General features: G+C 41.2%; 20 protein-coding genes. 13 read left to right on the forward strand and 7 right to left on the reverse strand.

Annotated features, from left to right (window positions below; translation table 11 throughout):
- Positions 1–139 precede the first annotated feature (139 nt).
- A complete protein-coding gene (locus ACQKKK_RS02515) occupies positions 140–847 on the forward strand; it encodes a tRNA (adenine(22)-N(1))-methyltransferase (protein ID WP_427613816.1) in 708 nt (235 codons plus the stop codon).
- Complete coding sequence (locus ACQKKK_RS02520; RefSeq protein ID WP_427613818.1) at positions 844–1,962, forward strand: Nif3-like dinuclear metal center hexameric protein; 1,119 nt, start codon at positions 844–846, stop codon at positions 1,960–1,962. The genes ACQKKK_RS02515 and ACQKKK_RS02520 overlap by 4 nt, the downstream gene beginning before the upstream one ends.
- 45 nt (positions 1,963–2,007) lie before the next feature.
- Here the strand turns inward: ACQKKK_RS02520 and ACQKKK_RS02525 are convergent, their stop codons facing one another.
- Entirely contained in the window at positions 2,008–2,952 is a 945-nt protein-coding gene (locus ACQKKK_RS02525) for a 4-hydroxy-3-methylbut-2-enyl diphosphate reductase (RefSeq protein WP_427613819.1), read from the reverse strand.
- A 121-nt stretch (positions 2,953–3,073) separates the two neighbouring features.
- Positions 3,074–3,631 (reverse strand): VrrA/YqfQ family protein, encoded by a 558-nt coding sequence (gene vrrA, locus ACQKKK_RS02530; RefSeq protein WP_427613820.1) that lies wholly within the window; start codon positions 3,629–3,631, stop codon positions 3,074–3,076.
- A 554-nt stretch (positions 3,632–4,185) separates the two neighbouring features.
- On the opposite strand from vrrA, the gene ACQKKK_RS02535 reads away from it, so the two are divergent.
- Together ACQKKK_RS02535 and ACQKKK_RS02540 are read left to right on the forward strand one after the other, a co-directional pair.
- Complete coding sequence (locus ACQKKK_RS02535) at positions 4,186–5,499, forward strand: DEAD/DEAH box helicase (protein ID WP_427613822.1); 1,314 nt, start codon at positions 4,186–4,188, stop codon at positions 5,497–5,499.
- Positions 5,500–5,511: 12 nt separating this feature from the next.
- Positions 5,512–6,408: a deoxyribonuclease IV gene (locus ACQKKK_RS02540; RefSeq protein ID WP_427613823.1), complete on the forward strand. Its 897-nt coding sequence runs from the start codon at positions 5,512–5,514 to the stop codon at positions 6,406–6,408.
- Between the two features lie 109 nt (positions 6,409–6,517).
- On the opposite strand, the gene ACQKKK_RS02545 is transcribed toward ACQKKK_RS02540, so the two are convergent.
- On the reverse strand, positions 6,518–6,778 hold the full coding sequence (locus tag ACQKKK_RS02545; RefSeq protein ID WP_427613824.1) for a DUF2624 family protein: 261 nt from the start codon (positions 6,776–6,778) through the stop codon (positions 6,518–6,520).
- Positions 6,779–6,992: 214 nt separating this feature from the next.
- Between ACQKKK_RS02545 and ACQKKK_RS02550 the strand changes: the two genes are divergently transcribed.
- The 3 genes from ACQKKK_RS02550 to ACQKKK_RS02560 are packed head-to-tail and all read left to right on the forward strand — an operon-like array spanning position 6,993 to position 9,044.
- Complete coding sequence (locus tag ACQKKK_RS02550) at positions 6,993–7,757, forward strand: metal ABC transporter ATP-binding protein (protein ID WP_427613825.1); 765 nt, start codon at positions 6,993–6,995, stop codon at positions 7,755–7,757.
- 21 nt (positions 7,758–7,778) lie between these two features.
- Positions 7,779–8,612, forward strand: a complete 834-nt coding sequence (locus ACQKKK_RS02555) for a metal ABC transporter permease (RefSeq protein ID WP_427613826.1) — start codon at positions 7,779–7,781, stop codon at positions 8,610–8,612.
- Positions 8,613–8,627: 15 nt separating this feature from the next.
- The gene (locus ACQKKK_RS02560) at positions 8,628–9,044 is read left to right on the forward strand and encodes a Fur family transcriptional regulator (protein WP_061464080.1); all 417 of its coding nucleotides are present in this window, start codon (positions 8,628–8,630) and stop codon (positions 9,042–9,044) included.
- Positions 9,045–9,087: 43 nt separating this feature from the next.
- On the opposite strand, the gene ACQKKK_RS02565 is transcribed toward ACQKKK_RS02560, so the two are convergent.
- Positions 9,088–9,672, reverse strand: coding sequence for a 5' nucleotidase, NT5C type (locus ACQKKK_RS02565; protein ID WP_427613828.1), 585 nt, complete (start codon positions 9,670–9,672; stop codon positions 9,088–9,090).
- Positions 9,673–9,839: 167 nt separating this feature from the next.
- Between ACQKKK_RS02565 and ACQKKK_RS02570 the strand changes: the two genes are divergently transcribed.
- Positions 9,840–10,313: a DUF4190 domain-containing protein gene (locus tag ACQKKK_RS02570; RefSeq protein WP_427613830.1), complete on the forward strand. Its 474-nt coding sequence runs from the start codon at positions 9,840–9,842 to the stop codon at positions 10,311–10,313.
- Between the two features lie 89 nt (positions 10,314–10,402).
- Here the strand turns inward: ACQKKK_RS02570 and ispG are convergent, their stop codons facing one another.
- From ispG to ACQKKK_RS02585, 3 genes are all read right to left on the reverse strand, one after another.
- A complete protein-coding gene (ispG, locus tag ACQKKK_RS02575; RefSeq protein ID WP_185147838.1) occupies positions 10,403–11,515 on the reverse strand; it encodes a flavodoxin-dependent (E)-4-hydroxy-3-methylbut-2-enyl-diphosphate synthase in 1,113 nt (370 codons plus the stop codon).
- A 213-nt stretch (positions 11,516–11,728) separates the two neighbouring features.
- Positions 11,729–12,061 carry a hypothetical protein gene (locus ACQKKK_RS02580; RefSeq protein WP_427613831.1) on the reverse strand — a complete coding sequence of 111 codons (333 nt, stop codon included), beginning with the start codon at positions 12,059–12,061 and terminating at the stop codon, positions 11,729–11,731.
- 393 nt (positions 12,062–12,454) lie between these two features.
- Entirely contained in the window at positions 12,455–13,222 is a 768-nt protein-coding gene (locus ACQKKK_RS02585) for a DUF1189 domain-containing protein (RefSeq protein ID WP_427613832.1), read from the reverse strand.
- Positions 13,223–13,388: 166 nt separating this feature from the next.
- Between ACQKKK_RS02585 and ACQKKK_RS02590 the strand changes: the two genes are divergently transcribed.
- The 5 genes from ACQKKK_RS02590 to ACQKKK_RS02610 all read left to right on the forward strand — a co-directional run bounded on the left by ACQKKK_RS02590 (position 13,389) and on the right by ACQKKK_RS02610 (position 20,191).
- The gene (locus tag ACQKKK_RS02590; RefSeq protein ID WP_427613834.1) at positions 13,389–13,874 is read left to right on the forward strand and encodes a DUF456 domain-containing protein; all 486 of its coding nucleotides are present in this window, start codon (positions 13,389–13,391) and stop codon (positions 13,872–13,874) included.
- Between the two features lie 142 nt (positions 13,875–14,016).
- Complete coding sequence (gene sodA, locus ACQKKK_RS02595) at positions 14,017–14,625, forward strand: superoxide dismutase SodA (RefSeq protein WP_034308436.1); 609 nt, start codon at positions 14,017–14,019, stop codon at positions 14,623–14,625.
- An 815-nt stretch (positions 14,626–15,440) separates the two neighbouring features.
- Complete coding sequence (locus ACQKKK_RS02600; protein WP_427613836.1) at positions 15,441–16,661, forward strand: MFS transporter; 1,221 nt, start codon at positions 15,441–15,443, stop codon at positions 16,659–16,661.
- Between the two features lie 191 nt (positions 16,662–16,852).
- Entirely contained in the window at positions 16,853–19,021 is a 2,169-nt protein-coding gene (locus ACQKKK_RS02605) for a peptidoglycan D,D-transpeptidase FtsI family protein (protein WP_427613838.1), read from the forward strand.
- Between the two features lie 207 nt (positions 19,022–19,228).
- The gene (locus ACQKKK_RS02610; protein ID WP_427613840.1) at positions 19,229–20,191 is read left to right on the forward strand and encodes a PstS family phosphate ABC transporter substrate-binding protein; all 963 of its coding nucleotides are present in this window, start codon (positions 19,229–19,231) and stop codon (positions 20,189–20,191) included.
- Positions 20,192–20,292: the final 101 nt, after the last annotated feature.

A 20,292-nucleotide genomic window follows, 5' to 3' on the forward strand; every position in this document is an offset into this window, starting at 1 on the left:
CAGCTGGAAGATTTCCTTTATCCAGTGATGGAGGGGGCCCCTATTTCTCCTTCCTGTAATTTTTTGATTGAACTTGTTATAATCGAATGGGAAACTAATTAAATGTAAGACATTATTTGAATTAAGAGAGTTGATAAATATGAATCATGAAAAACTATCGATGAGATTAGAACGAGTTGCCATACATATACCAAAAGGAAGCATCCTTGCAGATATAGGTTCCGACCATGCTTACTTGCCGTGCTATGCGGTGAGTAACGGCCTGTGTGACAGCGCTATAGCAGGTGAGGTAGTAGAAGGACCTTATCAGTCAGCCCGCAAGCAAGTGGCTATAACGGGACTTGGGGACAAGATAGAGGTCCGTAAAGGAAACGGGCTTGAAGTATTGAATCCCGATGAAGCGACATGCATTACGATTGCAGGTATGGGTGGGACTTTAATATCAAGTATATTGGAAAACGGAAAAGGGAAACTCGGCAAGGCAGAAAGGCTTATTCTTCAGCCTAATGTCGGTGCAGCGAATGTTCGCAGTTGGCTAATCGATAACGGCTGGGAACTTAGTGGAGAGGAAATCCTTGAGGAAGATGGGAAAATCTACGAAATCTTAATTGCTGAAAAAGGGGAACCGCTTCGCCCTTATCATGTAAACAGGCAAACAGGCCTCATATTCGGACCATATTTAAGAGAGCAATTCAGTGACATTTTCATAAAAAAATGGCAGCTTGAGAAAAAACATTTGGAAAGAATCATCGAACAATTGGATGAAAGCGGACGAAGCGGACTGGAAACGAAGCGCAATGAGTTACTATCCCAAATTTCCGTAATTGAGGAGGTGCTTAAAGGTTGAAGATCGTAAATGGTCACAAAATCATTGAAATGTTTGAACAATTCTCCCCAAAGCAATATGCAATGGAGGGCGATCCGATTGGTTTGCATGTCGGACAGCTGAATAAGCCGGTTACTAAAGTGATGATTGCTCTTGATGTGTTGGAAGAGGTTGTAGACGAAGCGATTGAACATGGCGTGGAATTGATCATCGCCCACCATCCGCTTATTTACCGACCATTGAAAAGGATCGATACAAACGCAGCTGGAGGCCGCATCATCGAAAAGCTGATCAAACATGATATCGCTGTTTATGCTGCACATACCAATTTGGATGTTGCTAAGGGAGGAGTGAATGATTTACTTGCCGAAGCGCTTCAATTAAAGGACACAGAAGTATTGGTTTCAACGTATGAGACAGCTCTGAAGAAATTGGTCGTGTATGTTCCGGAGGCCGACGAACAAAAGGTGAGGGAAGCCTTAGGTAAGGCAGGGGCCGGATCAATCGGGAAATACAGCCAGTGTTCGTTTTCGGGGGAGGGTACAGGACGCTTCTTGCCAGGTGAAGGCAGTGAACCGGTAATTGGCTCCCAAGGAAAGCTTGAAGCAGTAGCTGAAATGAGGGTTGAAACGATATTCCCGGAAAGTATCGAGAAGAAAGTGCTTTCTGCAATGATTAAAGCCCACCCATATGAGGAAGTTGCTTATGATATTTATAAACTGGAAAATAAAGGGGAATCACTTGGGTTAGGAAAGATTGGCGTGCTTGCTGAAGAAATGACACTAGAACAATTTTCCGAACATGTGAAGCGGACCCTTGATGTTGAAAAGGTGCGCGTCGTTGGAGATTTGCAGAGCCCGATAAAAAAAGTGGCCGTGTTGGGCGGAGACGGCAATAAATACTTTACGGCTGCGAAATTCAAGGGTGCGGATGTATATGTAACAGGTGATATGTATTACCATACAGCCCATGACGCAATGATGATTGGTTTGAACATTGTGGACCCAGGCCACAATGTTGAAAAGGTGATGAAAAAAGGCGTTGCACGAATCCTTGAAGAAATGTGTCGCGAAAAGAACTACGATGTGGAATTTATTCCATCTCAACTTAATACGGACCCTTTCCGATTCATTTAAAAGACGAAAAAAGGCAGCCGCAGCGGCTGCCTTTTTTGTGCATAATCATTTCTTCACTTTAATCTTAGGTAAAATTTTATGCAATGGCGTTTTCTTTTCGGTATTCCAGGTCGTTTCATCATTTGCTTCATATTGTTCCAGAAATGCTATAACTTCCTTTGTGATCGGAGTGGGTGTAGATGCCCCGGAAGTGACGGCAACCGTTTCTGCATCTTTTAGCCATTCAAGGTTCAGCTCGGAAATATCAGCGATTCGATAAGCTGTCGTGCTGGCAATTTCCTCGGATACTTGTGCAAGGCGGTTTGAATTATTACTCTTGGGATCACCGACGACAATTAAAACATCAGCTTCGCCAGCCTGCTTGGCAACCGCTTCTTGACGTACCTGTGTCGCTAAACAAATTTCCTTATGGACTTCGGCATGTGGGAATTTTTCCTTAACCTTATCCATGATATCCAAAACATCCCATTGGCTCATCGTTGTTTGATTTGTCACAATGATCTTATCACTATTCAATGTCAAGGCTTCAACGTCTTCATCCTTTTGAACGAGGTGAACGACATCGGGAGCAACTCCGACTGCACCCTCTGGTTCCGGATGGCCTTTCTTGCCAATATAAATAATTTGATAGCCTTCCGCTTCTTTTTCCCGGATTAAGTCATGGGTTGCGGTAACATCGGGACAGGTTGCATCTAGCGTGACAAGTCCTTTTTTCTCAGCAATCTTTCTAATCTCAGGGGAAACGCCGTGAGCAGTAAAGATGACGGTTCCGCTGTCGACCTTTTCGATGATATCGTTACGGTTGCTGCCGTCCAACGTGATGATGCCTTCTTCTTCAAACGCATCCGTTACATGTTTGTTATGCACGATCATTCCCAAAATGTAAATGGGGCGTGGCAAGGTTTTATCTAAAGCCGCATTTCGGGCGATGACCATGGCATCGACAACGCCATAACAATAGCCGCGCGGGGAAATTTTAATCACTTTCATCTATGTGTCCTCCTCATAGCAAAAAACTCTCACTTTTATACCTTTCTATTATATAAGACCATAGATGATATTACAAAACATCCTATTTGGATAACAGTTACTGGTAAAACTTTTTAAAACTTTAAATATAAAGCTTGGGACCGGATGTCCTTTCCCTTTTGGTTTTGGTACGAACCTGGGTAATGGGTTTATCTTCTTTAGCTTTTGCTTCTTCCTTCGCATCCGTTTTTACCTCATTATTTTTTTGTGCCTCAACATTAGTCACGCTTTCAACTGGCGCTTTCTGGTCCTCGGTTTCACCGGCTGATGATATGTTCCGGAAAACTTTCCACACGGAAGGCAAGTTTTTAATCACCGGTCCATATTGTTCCACCATAGGGGTGAATTGTTCGGCTGCCTGTAACACCTTTTGCGTGTTGTTGAGCATATTGTTCAGGGAATCGGGGTTTTTTAGTGTTTCTAAGATACCGCCGCCTCCGCTGCTTCTTGAAGAACTTTGCTTAGTGGAAGCAGCTGGTGCAAACAAGTTGGGAGAAGCATTTCTTTGTTTCGACTTACCGAGTATCTTTGACAATAGCCCTTCCTTCTTTGCTGGCGGCATTTCCTGCCGTTGCGGTGTGGAGAAAGGACCCCGGAAACCTTGAGGCCCCTGAGGTCCCTGCGGTCTGTTTTGTGCCATCGGCCGCCGCATCTGCTGATAAGGGTGGGGAGGTTGCGGTGGTTGCCTGAATGGTATAGGCGGCTGTTGCATCCTTCGACCATTTTGTGGCTGAAAACCGGGTCCGGGTTGACGAGTTCTGTCTGGGAACATAGGTTTCACCTCCTCTGATATTATATGCTGGTGTATTCTTCTATATAAATTATGCAGCTCGACAAAAAAGGTTTGAGGAAAGAGTGACTGGGCTGTTGTGAAGTGACCGGAAAGAAGGTAAGATGGTAACGGTAGTCTTTTAGCTCCATGTCTGCGGGGGATACGCTATGACCAGGACAGGGGCTTTTCGTTTGCAAGAGTCCATTTTAAGAGAACTAGCCTCAGCGCACGCGCTTTTTATGAAATCCAGCTTCAGCGCCCAGCCCGTTGTGAAAAAGAGGATGGACCACATAAGGCAAAAAGCGCCTTAAGGGTCAATCCCTATTTTCTTCACGAGCAACCCAGGCGCTTGCGCTTTTTATGTAAAATTTATTATAATAAAAGGACATGTCTAATGACTGACAGGATAAAGGAGTTTTTTGATGAAACAAAACCAATTTGAACGATTTAATTTGAAAAGCTACATTCTAGATGCAGTTCGTACTTTAGGGTTCGATAAGCCGACGGAAATTCAAGAGCGCGTGCTTCCGTCGCTTTTAAAGGGAAGTAGCTTAATTGGACAGTCGCAGACAGGTACAGGAAAGACACATTCCTATTTGCTGCCGATTATGAACAGGCTTGATGCTGGCAAAAATGAGGTTCAAGCGATTATTTCCGCACCAACCCGTGAGTTAGCGAACCAAATCTACAAAGAAGCTTTGAAAATTGCTGACCATTTCCCTGAGGATGAGCAGATTCAAGTCCGTTGTTTCATCGGTGGTACTGATAAACAACGAATGATAGATAAATTGAAAACACAACCACAGTTGGTAATCGGTACGCCAGGCCGGATCAAGGATTTGGTTGAGGCTCAGGCCCTACAAGTGTATACAGCAAAAATGCTTGTAGTCGATGAAGCAGACCTTATGCTAGACATGGGATTCCTTGAAGATGTTGATTTATTTGCATCACGCATGGCTGAAAAAATTCAAATGCTTGTCTTCTCGGCAACCATTCCTGAAAAATTGAAGCCGTTTTTGAATAAATATATGGAGAATCCTAAGTATGTTCAAGTGAATCCGAAGCAGGCGACCGCTGCGAAAATTGAACATGTTCTGGTACCGATTCGCCACCGTAACAGGGAGCAGTTACTTCATGACATCATCGTTCGTTATAATCCATATTTGGCGATTGTTTTCACGAACACAAAAAAAATGGCGGATCATGTGGCTAATTCCTTGATTGAAAAAGGGTTGAATGTCGGTCGTATTCATGGGGATTTAACACCTCGTGAGCGTAAAAAAATGATGAAGCAAATCAAAGATTTAGAGTATCAATTCATCGTTGCGACTGATCTGGCTTCCCGTGGAATTGATATTGAAGGTGTAAGCCATATCATTAACTATGAATTGCCATCAGATTTGGATTTTTACATCCATAGGACGGGAAGGACTGCCCGTGCAGGATATTCCGGAATTGCCACTACTATTTATGATACATCCGATGAAGATTCATTGAACCGCCTTGAAAAAATGGGCATCGAATTCCGTGATGCCGATATCCAAAACGGTGATTGGGTTGATATCGACGAACGTAATAAACGGAAAAACCGTAAAAAACAAAAATCTGATATCGATGTTAAAGCGAGCAGGCACGTCAAGAAGCCAACTAAAGTCAAGCCAGGATACAAGAAGAAAATTCAACGTGATGTGGAAAACTTTAAAAAACGCGAACGTCGTATACAGAGAAAGAAATAGGGGAGTAATCAGATGCTGAAGATTGGATCGCATGTTTCAATGAGCGGAAAAAATATGCTTCTTGCTGCGAGTCAAGAAGCGGCTTCATATGGCTCCAACACATTCATGATCTATACGGGGGCCCCTCAAAATACAAGACGTAAAAAAATCGAGGATTTAAATATTGAAGCCGGAAGACTGCATATGGAGGAGAATGGAATAAGCGACATCGTAGTCCATGCCCCATATATCATCAATATAGGAAATACCACGAATCCAGCTACATACGAGCTGGGGGTCAACTTCTTGCGTAGTGAAATCGACCGGACTGAAGCGATAGGTGCAAGGCAGATCGTGCTTCATCCAGGTGCGCATGTTGGTGCAGGCAGTGAATTGGGAATCAAGAGAATCATCGAAGGTTTGAATGAAGTGCTGACAGCCGACGATAAAGTTCAGATTGCCCTTGAAACGATGGCGGGTAAAGGTACTGAATGTGGCAGGTCTTTCGAGGAGTTAGCGATGATCATTGATGGTGTGACCCATAATGAAAAATTATCGGTATGCTTCGATACTTGCCATACTCACGATGCAGGATATAATATCATTGAGGATTTTGATGGTGTACTGAATGAATTTGATAAATTGGTCGGTGTTGACCGCATCAAGGTCCTTCATATAAACGATAGCAAAAACGAACGCGGCATGCGTAAGGACCGCCATGAAAACATTGGATTCGGTCATATCGGTTTTAAGGCATTGAATGATATTGTCCACCATCCGCAATTAAGCACTGTTCCAAAAATCCTGGAAACACCTTATGTAGGGGAAGACAAGAAAGACAAAAAGGCACCTTATAAATTTGAAATTGATATGTTCAAGAATAATCAATTTGAAGAAGAGTTATTGGAAAAGATCAGATTGCAGCGATAATCATAATAGATAGGGACGATTCATCTTTATGTCGATGAATCGTCCTTTCCTTTTACATGTAGTTTAAGTATACCTATTCAAAGACTGTCCGTAAGTAGGCTATAATCCTTTAAAAGGTGGAAGTAAGATTATTAAAGAGGGATTCTATTTCCCTGGCTGTGCCTGCTCCGGCAACTTTTGTAATTTGACCCAGTACGTTCTGTCTTTGGCGTATATCAAAAATGTTGATTTTCTTACCTGCTAGAAGTGCAGTGATATCCTGTGCTTGTTTTTGGGTGAGTGCAACCCTATGCTGCTTAGCAAGGGAAAGCAGTTCATCAGGGCGTATATTGTTGATTTTATGATTGACCATCATTTCAAATAATTTCAAACGATCTCCTCCTTTGTTAAAACATATGAAAGAGGAAGACGTATGTGAACATGAAAGTTTGTTTGATTTACGGGAATTTGGTTCAGCTAACGTTTTTTGATGGTTCAGGGCGGATGGACACTTGTTCAGAAGACCGGTTTCTTTACATCTGGGCTTCTTTGATTTATACTAACGATTGTTAATCGTAATGATTCTTAAAAAAAAGGTGATCTATTTGGATAATGTAGTAAACCCAATAATTAAATTAGAAGATATATCTTACAAATATACAAAAGATCTAGTGCTGGAACATGTTTCGCTTGAAATTCCTAGAGGGGCCTTCTTAGCTATCGTCGGGCCGAATGGATCCGGTAAGTCAACTCTTTTGAAATTGCTGCTTGGTCTGTTCAAGCTCCAAAACGGAAAAATTGAAATATTCGGGGAAGACATAAAACGCTTTAAAGATTGGCAAAAAGTAGGGTTCGTTTCCCAAAAGGCAAACTCCTTCAACTCGGGATTCCCTGCCACTGTATTTGAAGTGGTGCAAAGCGGTTTGACTAAAAAAATCGGTTTATTCAAGTTTGCAGTCAAAGAGGATAAGCAAAAGGTGAAAAAAGCTTTGGAATCCGTGGACATGCTTGAATATCAGAACCGCAATATCGGAGAATTGTCCGGAGGGCAGCAGCAGAGGGTATTCATTGCCCGTTCACTGGTCAGCGAGCCGGAATTGATGATATTGGATGAGCCCACGGTTGGCGTTGATTCAAAGAACGTCCACCAATTTTATGAAATGCTTGAGATGCTGAATAAAAAATTAGGAATAACACTGATTTTAGTTACCCATGATGTTGGTACTGTGACGGATAAAGTCACACATGTCGCCTGCTTAAATAAAAAACTTCATTTTCACGGGGATGCCTGTGAATATAATGAGTTGAATGAAAGCGAGCTCTCATCCATTTATGGACATGGGGTCCAATTATTAAATCATAATCATTAATATGTTTTGGAGGATAGCCCAATGATATCGGGGATATTGCAATTTGAATTTTTGCAGAACGCATTCTTGACCGGAATCATCATCGGAGCGATTGCGCCATTAGTAGGCGTTTTTGTCGTGGTAAGGCGGATGTCGATGATTTCCGATGCTCTCAGTCATGTAGCGCTTGCTGGTATAGCGTTTAGTTTATTGCTTCAGAAGAGCTTTCTACCTCTAGCAGGATTGAATCCACTTTATATAGGAATGGCGTTTTCTGTAGGTGGTTCATTATTCATTGAAAAATTAAGAGGGGTGTACAAGCATTACCAAGAGCTTGCAATCCCGATCATAATGTCCGGCGGCATGGGTCTTAGTGTCATTTTCATATCCATTGCAAATGGTTTCAATACGGATTTATATGGTTATTTATTCGGCAGTGTCAGTGCCGTCAGCCGGGCTGACTTGTATGTTATATTGGCAGTGGGGATAGTCGTTGCATTAATGCTCACCCTATTGTATAAAGAATTATTTCTGTTATCATTTGATGAAGAGCATGCAAAAGCGTCGGGAATACATTATAAAGCGATTCATTTTATTTTTATTGTCATGGTCGCATTGGTCATTGCCGCTTCCATGAAAATCATTGGCATATTACTGGTTTCTTCGCTCATGACGCTCCCGGTAGCAGCTAGTCTCCGTTTCGCTAAGGGCTTTAAGCAGATGATTGTTTATTCGGTATTATTCGGTGAAGTATCTGTCATAGGCGGATTATTTTTATCATACAACCTTGATCTCGCTCCTGGCGGGACCATTGTAATAATAGCTGTCCTAATTCTCATCTTGTCAATTTTGTTTGATAAGTGGAAAAATCGATAGATGGGGTGATGTTTTTTGAACGTAACTACTGCCATGCAATTATTAAAAGATAAAGGTTTTAAACATACAGGAAAGAGGGAAGAAATGCTTCAGCTTTTCTCTTCCAGCGATAAATATTTAACGGCAAAAGACGTATTGGAGAATATGAAAAAAGACTATCCGGGGTTAAGCTTTGATACGATTTACCGGAATCTTTCCTTATTTGTCGAACTAGGCATCTTTGAAGCAACAGAGTTGGAAGGAGAAAAGCATTTTCGATTTACATGCGGCCATTCTTCCCACCATCACCACTTTATCTGTTTGAATTGTGGAAAAACGAAAGAAATCGAATTGTGTCCGATGCAGGAACTTCAGGAAAGCTTGAAGGACTACGATGTTTCAGGACATAAATTTGAAATATACGGACGATGTCCCGCATGCAGCGCATCTTAGAAACATAAAAACCATTGACCCTCATGTCAATGGTTTTTATGTTTTACTTTATAGTTGCCGGTTGCCCTGACATCCATTTATTCACCCAGACGGAAGCTTCTTGCCAATTGTTGACCCGAATCACCCTTTCAGGCACAGGGTCTTGGTTATAAGGAGTATTAAATAAAATCACGGGTATTTTACACTCTTCCGAAATGGCCACTGCATTATCGTGCTTGTCCTCTAAAAAGAGATCGACTTCAAATTTCTTGGCTGCAGCCACTTTATCGTGTGATCCTACAAGCTCGATATGATCATATAGAACTTCGTTGCTCGTGAACCAATTCTTCGTTATATCCAATAAACGGTTGCTCCTGGCACTGATGAAATATAGGTTAGCTTGTTCTGTCCATTTTTCCAATACATCCTTCGCTCCCTCAGCCAATAAAGATTCGGAATAGATGATTGGCTCAGTTTCAATGAACCATTTAGTGAAATCTTCTTTTGGAACATTCACGAATGGGTATAAGTCATACTCCGTAATGTCTTCATATGCTAAATTCAGCTGAAAAGCATTATTTAAAAAAGGGACCATGGAATCAGGTCTCGTAACAGTCCCATCTATATCGATGCCAAATCGTTTTTTCATGATGAATCTCTCCTCATATTCAATACTTGTAATAGTGTAACATATACCAACATAGCTTTGGTAAAAACCCGTATTTATTTCCAAGACATGAAACCATTTCACGGTGGATTCCATCAATTTTTACATACACTATAAATGCTCCATAAACGAAAGTGAGGGATGCACGAATGGAAAAAGATCAATACTCCAGTATTGACGATGAGATGCAATTGACTAAAAAGGCCAGTGAACCATCCGTTGTGGATGATCAGCATCATGAGCGATATTATAATGAAGATACACCAGCAGATGACAGGCGGTATGAAAGTCGTGGGACCATTACCAATAATATGGATAACCAGTATACTGAAGAAACGTCTGCCGAAATTTCAACACCACCGCGAATCAGGGAATATAAGGATGATGAGTCAATTAAGGCTGATGATGATTCTGTGAATGTGGCTTCAAGAGGGCAGGCTATTGGTGTCATAGCTTTGATCATCTCCATTATATCGTTATTCATGATGCCGTTCATTTTAGGGGTTGTGGGTATAATTGTAGGGATAGTAGCCAGAAGCAGAGGATCAAACTTGGGTACTTGGGCCATAGTCATAGGTGCAATCTCCATCATTGTTGGCATATTCATTCTGCCATTCTTTTAAGCAATTTTGAAACCCTTTGATGTCATTTCTCCAAAATGCATCAAAGGGTTTTCAAATGAAAAAAAATCCCGATATTATCGGGATTTTTTTCATTTATTTAGTAAAGCGGCAGCAGCCGCTTCGGCTCTTTGTTTTTCATAGTACTCTTCAGCGATTTTGTCAATTTCCTTTTTCAGTTCCTCGACCATCGTCTCTTCAGGCACTTTACGTACAATCTGCCCTTTTCTAAACAGCAAACCTTCACCACGAGCCCCTGCTATGCCGATATCAGCCTCACGGGCTTCCCCAGGACCGTTTACCGCACAACCGAGCACTGATACCTTAATTGGTGCTTTAACCGTCTGGATGTACTCTTCAACCTCATTGGCGATGGAGATTAAATCAATCTCGATCCGACCGCAAGTAGGGCAGGAAATTAATGTGGCCATGTTAGAAGCAAGGCCAAATACTTTTAGGAGCTCCCTTGCCACCTTCACCTCTTCGACAGGATCGGCACTTAAGGAAACACGCATCGTGCTTCCAATACCTTGACTTAGGATGGCACCTAGTCCGGCAGCACTTTTTACGGTTCCTGAGAACAGTGTACCTGATTCCGTGATTCCCAGATGTAATGGGTAATCGAATGCTTTTGAAGCTTTTTCATATGCTTCGATGGCTAAATTCACATCAGAAGCCTTCATGGAAACGATTATGTCATGGAAATCGTGATCTTCCAGGATCTTGATATGGTGTAAAGCACTTTCAACCATGCCATCGGCAGTTGGGTATCCATATTTATCGAGGATCTTCTTCTCGAGTGAACCGGCATTGACTCCAATACGAATCGGAATTCCTTTTGCTTTCGCAGCTTTAACAACTGCTTCAACTTTTTCACGTCGTCCGATGTTACCAGGATTAATCCTGATTTTATCTGCTCCGCCTTCTATTGCTTTAAGAGCCAGCTTATAATCAAAATGAATATCAACTACAAGTGGGATGTTTATCCGTTTTTTTATTTCAGGAATGGCATCTGCCGCTCTTTCATCTGGACAGGCGACACGTACGATTTGGCAACCAGCTTCTTCAAGACGAAGAATTTCTGCAACTGTTGCTTCAACATCATGTGTTTTTGTTGTTGTCATGCTTTGTACAATAACTTCATTATTGCCGCCAATTGTTAAGTTTCCGACTTTAATTGGCCGCGTCTTAGTGCGATGTATGATTTCACTCAAGTGGAATTCTCTCCTTTAGGAAAAAATCAGTTTTGATTTTTAATTTGCTTCTCTGAAATATTGTATCAATGTACATACCGCTTGACAAGGAAATAGGTCGTATTATCTTTTTTCAACAAGAAAGATTCCCTATTCCTGGATAAATTCGATGCTTGGAAATCCCTCTTAATGGTGCTTGGGAATGCGCAGATCCCCATTTAGAGGTTATTTATAAACGGGAATCTTATATGTTTTGCCAATCTGCATATTTTCGGGCTTCAATCCTTCATTCAAACTTTGAAAGTCAGAAATGATCGTTTCGATTGGCTGATTAGATCCGACTTTTTCCGTTTCAATGATGGAGAGTAAGGTATCCCCGGGTTTCATGGTGATTTCTTTATAAGCGGCAGATGGTGCGGTTGCAGACTGACTGGCCGGGACGGTCGGTTCGCCTGTAGTGGCCGGTGGATGGGAAACCGGCAGGGTACCCGTAGTCAAATCGAAATAAATAATAAATAAAGTGAAACAGAATGAGATAAAAAGCAGTAGCCGCTTCAATTTTCCATCCTCCCAAGCTTGTCTTTAATTCATATATACTTGAAAGAATCTAAAAATATGCCTAAAAATGGGCAATTTTTCAAATGGGATGTGGGAAGGTTTTTCTTTTTCAGTTGAAAAGAGCTGATTTCCTTTGGAGTCATACCAATTTCTCTTGCCTCCATTATGAGTAACAGCCATTGTACATCAATATTACTTTCCTTCACGTCTATACCTCTTAAATACTATTTCAACGTTAAGTATAAGAATGACTTGGTGAGTATTTTGTCGAATTAAGTAGATATGAAAAAATGATGACTGTAGTCATATGCGGGAAAGCATGGATAATCCGATTATAAGTAAAAGCAAAAAGATCCGGAACAGATGGGTTCCGGATCTTTTTGCTTTTTAAGGTCAATCTGCAATCTTATTAGCGGCTGTTTCTTTAATGGATAAATATAACATAATTAATGTCACAAACCAGCTAATGATTGAAGCGAATGGAACCGTTGCTTGAAAAGCATCCATGATGGTGAAGAATATGGTGGCAAGTGTAATGCTATATGCACCAATTCTCCATAGATGCCTATAGGAAAGCGAACGGCCAAGGGCATTTTTGAAAAGAAGACCGAAAGCGGCAAGGATTGTCACTTTAATGAAGATTCCGCTAGCAGTAAACAGGTATAATATAAGTAGTAGCAATGGAAGGATGATCGGTAGCACAGATTCAACTGACTCAAGCCAAGTGGATATTTCCTGATTATCTCCTTCCAGAAGTGAATATGGAGAGGATTGCACGTTGCCGCCAGAAACGAACACCAGATTAGACTTTAAAAGGGCGACAGCTTCATCAGCTTGTGAAGCAACTTCTTCCGGGGTCAAGGCCCCCGTGCCATCTACGAAAATTTGGTAACCGTTTTTATTAAGGCTAAATGGCTCACTTTCTTCAGTCGTCAACGTGCCATTTTTGATTTCAAATGCAGGTAAGTCTTCAGATACTGTTTCATTCATGGCATCTATCCCGTCAACTATCATTGTACCGAAATAAAAAGCTGAAGGGAGAAAGGCGATGAGACTTATAAAGAATACGAATAAAATCGTTTTCCCGATACCTTGGCTTTGAAAGGAAGCGATATCTTTAGGAGAATATATGCTTACCCATAGTTGTTTGAATATGTTCAATGTTTTTCAGCACCTAACTATATAAGATTCCTAACCAATTTTAACTATTTGGGAAAAATAAAACAACCTGTATTCTGCTTCATTGGTTTCAACCATCAATAAAGAGGCAATTATGGAGAGATAAAGGCAAAAATTTTTAATGAAATGAGAAAGGGCGTTTTTAGTTATGGATACACTATTTTGGATAATAATTATCCTCATGTTCATAATGGGCTTTGTCGGTCTGATTTTTCCGATCATCCCAAGTGTTTTATTCATATTCGGCGGAATATTGTTATATGGACTATTTTATTCCTTTGAACCATTTGGCTGGTTTTTCTGGACTGTCCAAATTTTATTCGTCATCCTTTTATTCGCAGCTGATTATATAGCAAACATGGTTGGGGTTAAAAAATATGGCGGCACGAAAGCGGGGGTTTGGGGCAGTACGATTGGGCTTCTGGTCGGACCATTCGTGATTCCGTTCGTCGGAATTCTAATAGGTCCATTCATCGGGGCATTCCTGGCGGAAATCCTTGTCCATAAAAAAGACCCGATTACTGCTTCTAAAATCGGCCTTGGTTCCGTTGTAGGTTTTATAAGCAGTGTAATCACCAAAGGCATCATTCAACTTCTGATGATAGGATATTTTATATTCGTGGTATTCTCATAGGAAATAAAATCGAAAAATGAAAAACTGAGCATAAGGTTTGAAACGGTTACAAAAATTTGATACTCTATTGCTAGCGAGCTTCAGGTATCTTTCTAGACTTGAAGCCCTCAAAAAAACAGCTTACATAGGGAGGAATTTTATAATGGCTTTTGAACTTCCACAATTACCGTATGCATATGATGCATTAGAACCACACATCGACAAAGAAACAATGAACATTCACCACACTAAACATCACAACACATATGTGACAAACCTGAACAATGCCCTAGAAGGCAACCAAGAACTTTTAAGCAAAAGCGTTGAAGAAATTGTCGCTAACCTTGACGCAGTACCTGAAGCTGTACGCACAGCTGTACGCAACAATGGTGGCGGACATGCTAACCACACATTATTCTGGGAAATCCTTTCACCTAACGGCGGCGGACAACCAACTGGTGAATTAGCAGATGCTATCACTTCTAAATTCGGAAGCTTTGACAGCTTTAAAGAAGAGTTCGCTAAAGCGGCTACTACTCGTTTTGGATCTGGCTGGGCTTGGCTTGCTGTCAACAACGGCGAGTTGGAAGTAACAAGTACACCGAACCAAGACAATCCATTATCAGAAGGTAAAACTCCACTTCTTGGATTGGACGTTTGGGAACATGCTTACTACCTAAACTACCAAAACCGTCGTCCTGAATACATCAATTCTTTCTGGAATGTTGTAAACTGGGATGAAGTTGCAAAACGTTACAGCGCTGCAAAATAATTAGTGAAAAAAAAGACAGGAACTTCCTTTACCGGAAATCCTGTCTTTTTTTTGTTTTTTTATGGCGGGCAGTATCTATAAGGTAAACAGTGTAAGTGCAACTACTTCTCTGTCTTCGTCATCCTGTCTCGCCAGTCGAAGAGTTTTCTTTACACTGTTCTTGATCTAATTTTTGGAAGAGAATGCGGGCAGTACCTATAAGGTAACCAGTGTAAGTGCAACTACTTCTCTGTCTTCGCCATCCTGTCTCGCCAGTCGAAGAGTTTTCTTTACACTGTTCTTGATCTAATTTTTGGAAGAGAATGCGGGCAGTACCTATAAGGTAACCAGTGTAAGTGCAATTACTTCTCTGTCTTCGCCATCCTGTCTCGCCAGTCAAAGAGTTTTCTTTACACCGTTCTTGATCTAATTTGAGGGGGAGAATGCGGGCAGTATCTATAAGGTAAACAGTGTAAGTGCAACTACTTCTCTGTCTTCGTCATCTTGTCTCGCCAGTCGAAGAGTTTTCTTTACACTGTTCTTGATCTAATTTGAGGGGGAGAATGCGGGTAGTACCTATAAGGTAATCAGTGTAAGTGCAACTACTTCTCTGTCTTCGCCATCCTGTCTCGCCAGTCGAAGAGTTTTCTTTACACTGTTCAGAATACAGGAAAGGGAAAATGCGCCAAGGACCTTAGCGGTAAACAGTGTAAGTGCAACTACTTCTCTGTCTTCGTCATCCTGTCTCGCCAGTCGAAGAGTTTTCTTTACTTTTTTTACATAAATACCCTTGTTTTTTCAAACACTAGAGTGGAATTTAAAGGAGAGTTAAAACAATGGGTATTTTAGAGAGATGGTTGGGTGAAGCGGGGGGGAAGAAGGATCTGCACCTCCTTTTGTTTATTGGCGGTCTGTACAGCCTTAGCGTTGCTTTATCCAATACATTCGTTAATGTGTACTTGTGGAAACAATCCGGTCAAATTGTTGATATTGCCGTATATAATCTAACCGTGGTGCTTTTTCAACCGCTTACCTTTGTCTTTGCTGGCAGGCTGGCGAAAAAAGTGGATCGAATCATTGTTTTGCGTCTAGGTGTTATCTTTTTGGCCCTATTTTATTTAACTGTCCTTTTGGTCGGCACACGGGCAACGGATTTCCTTTGGCTGCTCGGTGCACTATTAGGAATAGGTTATGGGTTTTATTGGCTAGCGTATAATGTATTGACGTTTGAGATTACTGAACCGGAAACTAGAGATTTCTTCAATGGTTTTTTAGGGATTTTATCATCCCTTGGGGGGATGGTGGGGCCTATTCTTTCGGGGTTCATCATTTCGAGGCTTGAAAAATTCACGGGATATTCCATTGTATTCGGCTTGTCTTTGTTATTGTTTTCCGTTGCGGTGTTTCTTAGCTTTTCGTTAAAAAGACGTCCAGCCCATGGGAAATATTTTTTTCTTCGGATATTGAAAGAACGTAAAAAAAATCGTAATTGGCTATTGATCACTCGTGCACATTTTTTTCAAGGGATACGAGAGGGTACATTCATGTTCATCATTTCGATCACCGTTTTCATTCAGACGGGTAGTGAACTTGCCTTAGGGAGCTATGGTCTGTTAAATTCAGCCATATCATTCGTTGCGTATTTTTTTGCTTCTCGATATATAAAACAGCCGATGCGAAAGAAAGCGATTCTTATTGGAGGAATCCTGTTGTATGCAGGGGTCTTATTGATTGCAATTGATATCACATTCGGAAAGCTTCTCATCTATGGGGCGATTGTTGCTACCGCTTATCCTATTCTTTTGGTCCCATATATATCATTGACTTATGACATTATAGGCCGCGCTTGGAAAGCAGCAGAAATGAGGATTGAATATATCGTAGTCCGGGAACTGTTCGTACATTTTGGAAGGATTGTATCCATATCAGGATTCATTCTTTCAGTCATGTTTTTCGACCTAGAGCAAGTACTTCCGATTTATCTGTTAATCGTCGGGGCCGGGCATACGGCTATTTATTGGTTTGTACGGAAAATCGATATCATTGACCAAGATTGAAAAGAGGCCATAAAGGCCTCTTTTCAATATCCATGACTTACGGTTTAGGAATTATGAGCCGTAAGTCACATTTTGTCGAAAATTGGTCAGATGTTTAATATTTCTAGAACACTAAGGTAGAAAAAAATATAAATGTTCTATAGAATAGTAAAGGACTATTATGACTATGTAAAAAGGATGTGTGGCTTAGTGTGAATAACAAGAAAAAGAAAAAGACGCATGTGCCTTTCAGATTGAATATTCTTTTCTTTTTAGTGTTTGTTTTGTTTTCCGCTCTCATTTTACGCTTAGGTGTTGTGCAGATTGTGTATGGCGATGATTACCGGCGTGAGATTGAAAGAACAGAGGAAGTGACCGTGAATAATTCGGTGCCCCGTGGGAAAATGTATGACCGAAATTTAAAATTGATGGTAGACAACCAACCACTGGATGCAATTACATATACACGAAAGCAAGGTACGAAACCAGCAGAAATGTTGGAAACGGCTGAGAAACTCGCGAAGTTGATCGAAAAAGATACGAAAAAAGTGACTGAGCGCGATAAAAAGGATTTTTGGATTTTGAATAATCCAAAGCTGGCCGAGAAAAAGATTACTGATAAAGAGAGAAAAAAAGTCGAAGAGGGCGAGCTGGAAGAGAGTGATTTGTATAAGCTTCAGCTCGAAAGGATTACGGAGGAAGAATCAAAACTTTCGAAAAAGGATATGGAAACGCTTGCCATATACAGGGAATTTGCTAGCGGATATGCGCTTACTCCGCAGATTGTGAAAAACAAAAAAGTGACGAAGGAAGAATTCGCCAAAGTGAGCGAAAACCTTGATTCACTCCCTGGGGTCGATATATCAACGGATTGGGATCGTTTTTATACGTATAATAAAACCCTTAAATCGGTATTGGGTAAAGTTTCTTCGTCTGAAGAGGGATTGCCTAGTGAAAGTCTGAACTATTACCTGGCACGTGATTACAGCCGGAATGACCGAGTAGGTAAGAGTTATATTGAGGCACAATATGAGGATATTCTTCAAGGGCAGAAAGCAAAAGTAAGGAATGTGACCGATAAATCAGGAAATGTCGTCGATTCCGAAGTGATTACAGAAGGTTCGCGAGGAAAAGATCTTATATTGACGATTGATATGGATTTACAACTTGCAACAGAGGAAATCATTGAAAAGCAATTGATTGCCAAGAAGAAATTGGGTAACACCAAGTTCTTGGATAGAGCTTTTGTCGTTATGATGGACCCTAATACTGGGGAAGTTTTAACGATGGCTGGTAAGAAATATGAAAAGGATCCGAAAACAGGGAAATCTTCCATAGAGGACTTTGCATTAGGGAATATTACGACTTCCTATACGATGGGTTCTTCCGTAAAAGGTGCAACTGTTTTGACCGGTTATCAACAGGGGGCCATCCAGCCGGGTACTTACTTTTATGATACGAAGCTGAAATTCAAAGGTACCCCCCCTAAAGGCTCATATACTAACTTCGGAAACATAAATGATTTGACTGCCTTAAAAGTATCCTCGAACGTTTATATGTTTAGGACAGCGATTAATATTGCCGGTGCGAAATATGTGCCGAATGGGTCATTGAATATTAGTTCAAGCGCATTTTCAACCATGCGTAATTCATTTGCCCAGTTTGGCTTGGGTGTCCGTACGGGGATTGACCTCCCGAATGAAATGAGTGGATTCAAAGGTTCTGAAACGTCTCCAGGTAAGCTGCTTGACCTCGCAATCGGACAGTATGATACGTACACACCAATGCAGCTTGCTCAGTATGTTTCAGCCATTGCGAATGGTGGAAATCGCATGAAGCCGCATATGGTTAAAGAAGTCCGAGATCCTGTCGATAATAATGAGGAATTGGGGCCTGTTGCTGAAGACATTTCACCGACAGTCATAAATCGTCTGGATATGAAGGAAGAGTGGATAGAGCGTGTGCAGAGCGGTTTCGAGAAAGTAACGATGGAACCAGGCGGAACAGCCTATACGTATTTTGGTAAGAAACCATATACGGTAGCTGGTAAAACCGGAACGGCGCAAGCGTTCTATGATGGTCCGAACCGAACGGATTATAGCAAGCCTCAAGATACGATGAATATCACGTTGGTCGGCTATGCACCCGCTAAAAACCCGGAAGTTGCTTTTGCTGTTGTTGTCCCGTGGGCGTATCAGGGCCATTCGGGTCATAATATGAGTAAAGAAATTGGCCAAGAGATCATGGATACTTATTTCAACCTGAAAAAAGAGCGGGCTAAGAAGGAGAATACTGAAACCTCGACTGATTTGAAAGTGGAGAATGGTAAAGACGTTCAAAAAGACCAGGCTGAAGTTAGAAAAAGTCAGGAAAATGAATAAAAAGGCTAAAAACACGTTTTTGGGTAAAACCGAAAACGTGTTTTTTTTGGTTTTTAGGCAACGATGAGTTCAGTTCTGGCAACTTTACAATTCGTACACAATAATTTACTGAATATTTACATTTGCTTCAAACGGGGTTTACAGTCTAAAAGTATGATGTGTTTGTAGGACAAAATATTCATATAAAATTCTTAGGGGGATTTACAAATGAGACGTTTCAAGGGTATGGCAATGACTGTAATGATGGGTGGAGTAATTGCAGTTGCGGCGGGTTGTGGATCCGATGATACTAAGACAAGCAGCAGTGAAGGAAAAGGGTCAGGCCAACTGCAGGGAGAAGTGATTACGGATGGTTCCTCAACGGTCTTTCCAATCATGGAGGCAGTTGCAGAAGAATATATGGGTACACAACCTGATGTAAAAGTATCAGTTGGATCATCAGGAACAGGCGGAGGATTTAAGAAATTCATCGCTGGTGAAACGGATTTAAGCAATGCATCCCGCCCGGTCAAGGAAGAAGAAAGTACGATGCTTGATGAAAAGGGAGTTAAATATACAGAGTTGAAATTGGCATTTGACGGCATTTCAATCGTCGCCAATAAAGATAATGAATTCATCGATTCACTAACAGTTGAAGAACTTCAAAAACTGTGGGTTGATAATGGAAAGGTGAAGAAATGGTCTGATATACGTCCCGAATGGCCGAATGAAGAAATTAAATTCTACTCTCCGGGAACAGATTCAGGCACATATGATTATTTCAATGAAGTGATCCTTGAAGAAAAACCAATGGTGGAAAATGCTACGCTTTCAGAAGATGATAATGTTCTTGTAAAAGGTGTAGAAGGTGATAAAAATGCAATTGGATTCTTCGGTTTTGCCTACTATGCAGAAAATAAAGATAAGTTAAAGATCGTTTCCATCGACAACGGCAAAGGTGCTGTTGAGCCAACACATGAAACGATTAAAAGTGGGGAGTATGCCCCATTATCACGTCCGCTATACACATATGTAGCTAATAAGTCGGTAGCTGAAAAAGAACAAGTGGCAGATTATACTCAATTCGTCATTGAAAATGCTGGAGAGCTTGCTGAAGAAGTGGGGTATATCAGCCTACCGGAAGAAGAGTATAAGAAAGATCTTGATAAATTGAAAGAACTGGAAAAATAATCGATATTACAGGCTACTGAAATCCCGTCTTGACTCGTTTAAGGCGGGGGTAACAGCTTGTAAATCCAAATATTGCGTATCTGAAATGGAGGATGCAAGTT

It is taken from the genome of Peribacillus sp. NPDC006672 (assembly GCF_050274955.1).
In the GTDB taxonomy this organism is placed as follows: domain Bacteria; phylum Bacillota; class Bacilli; order Bacillales; family DSM-1321; genus Peribacillus.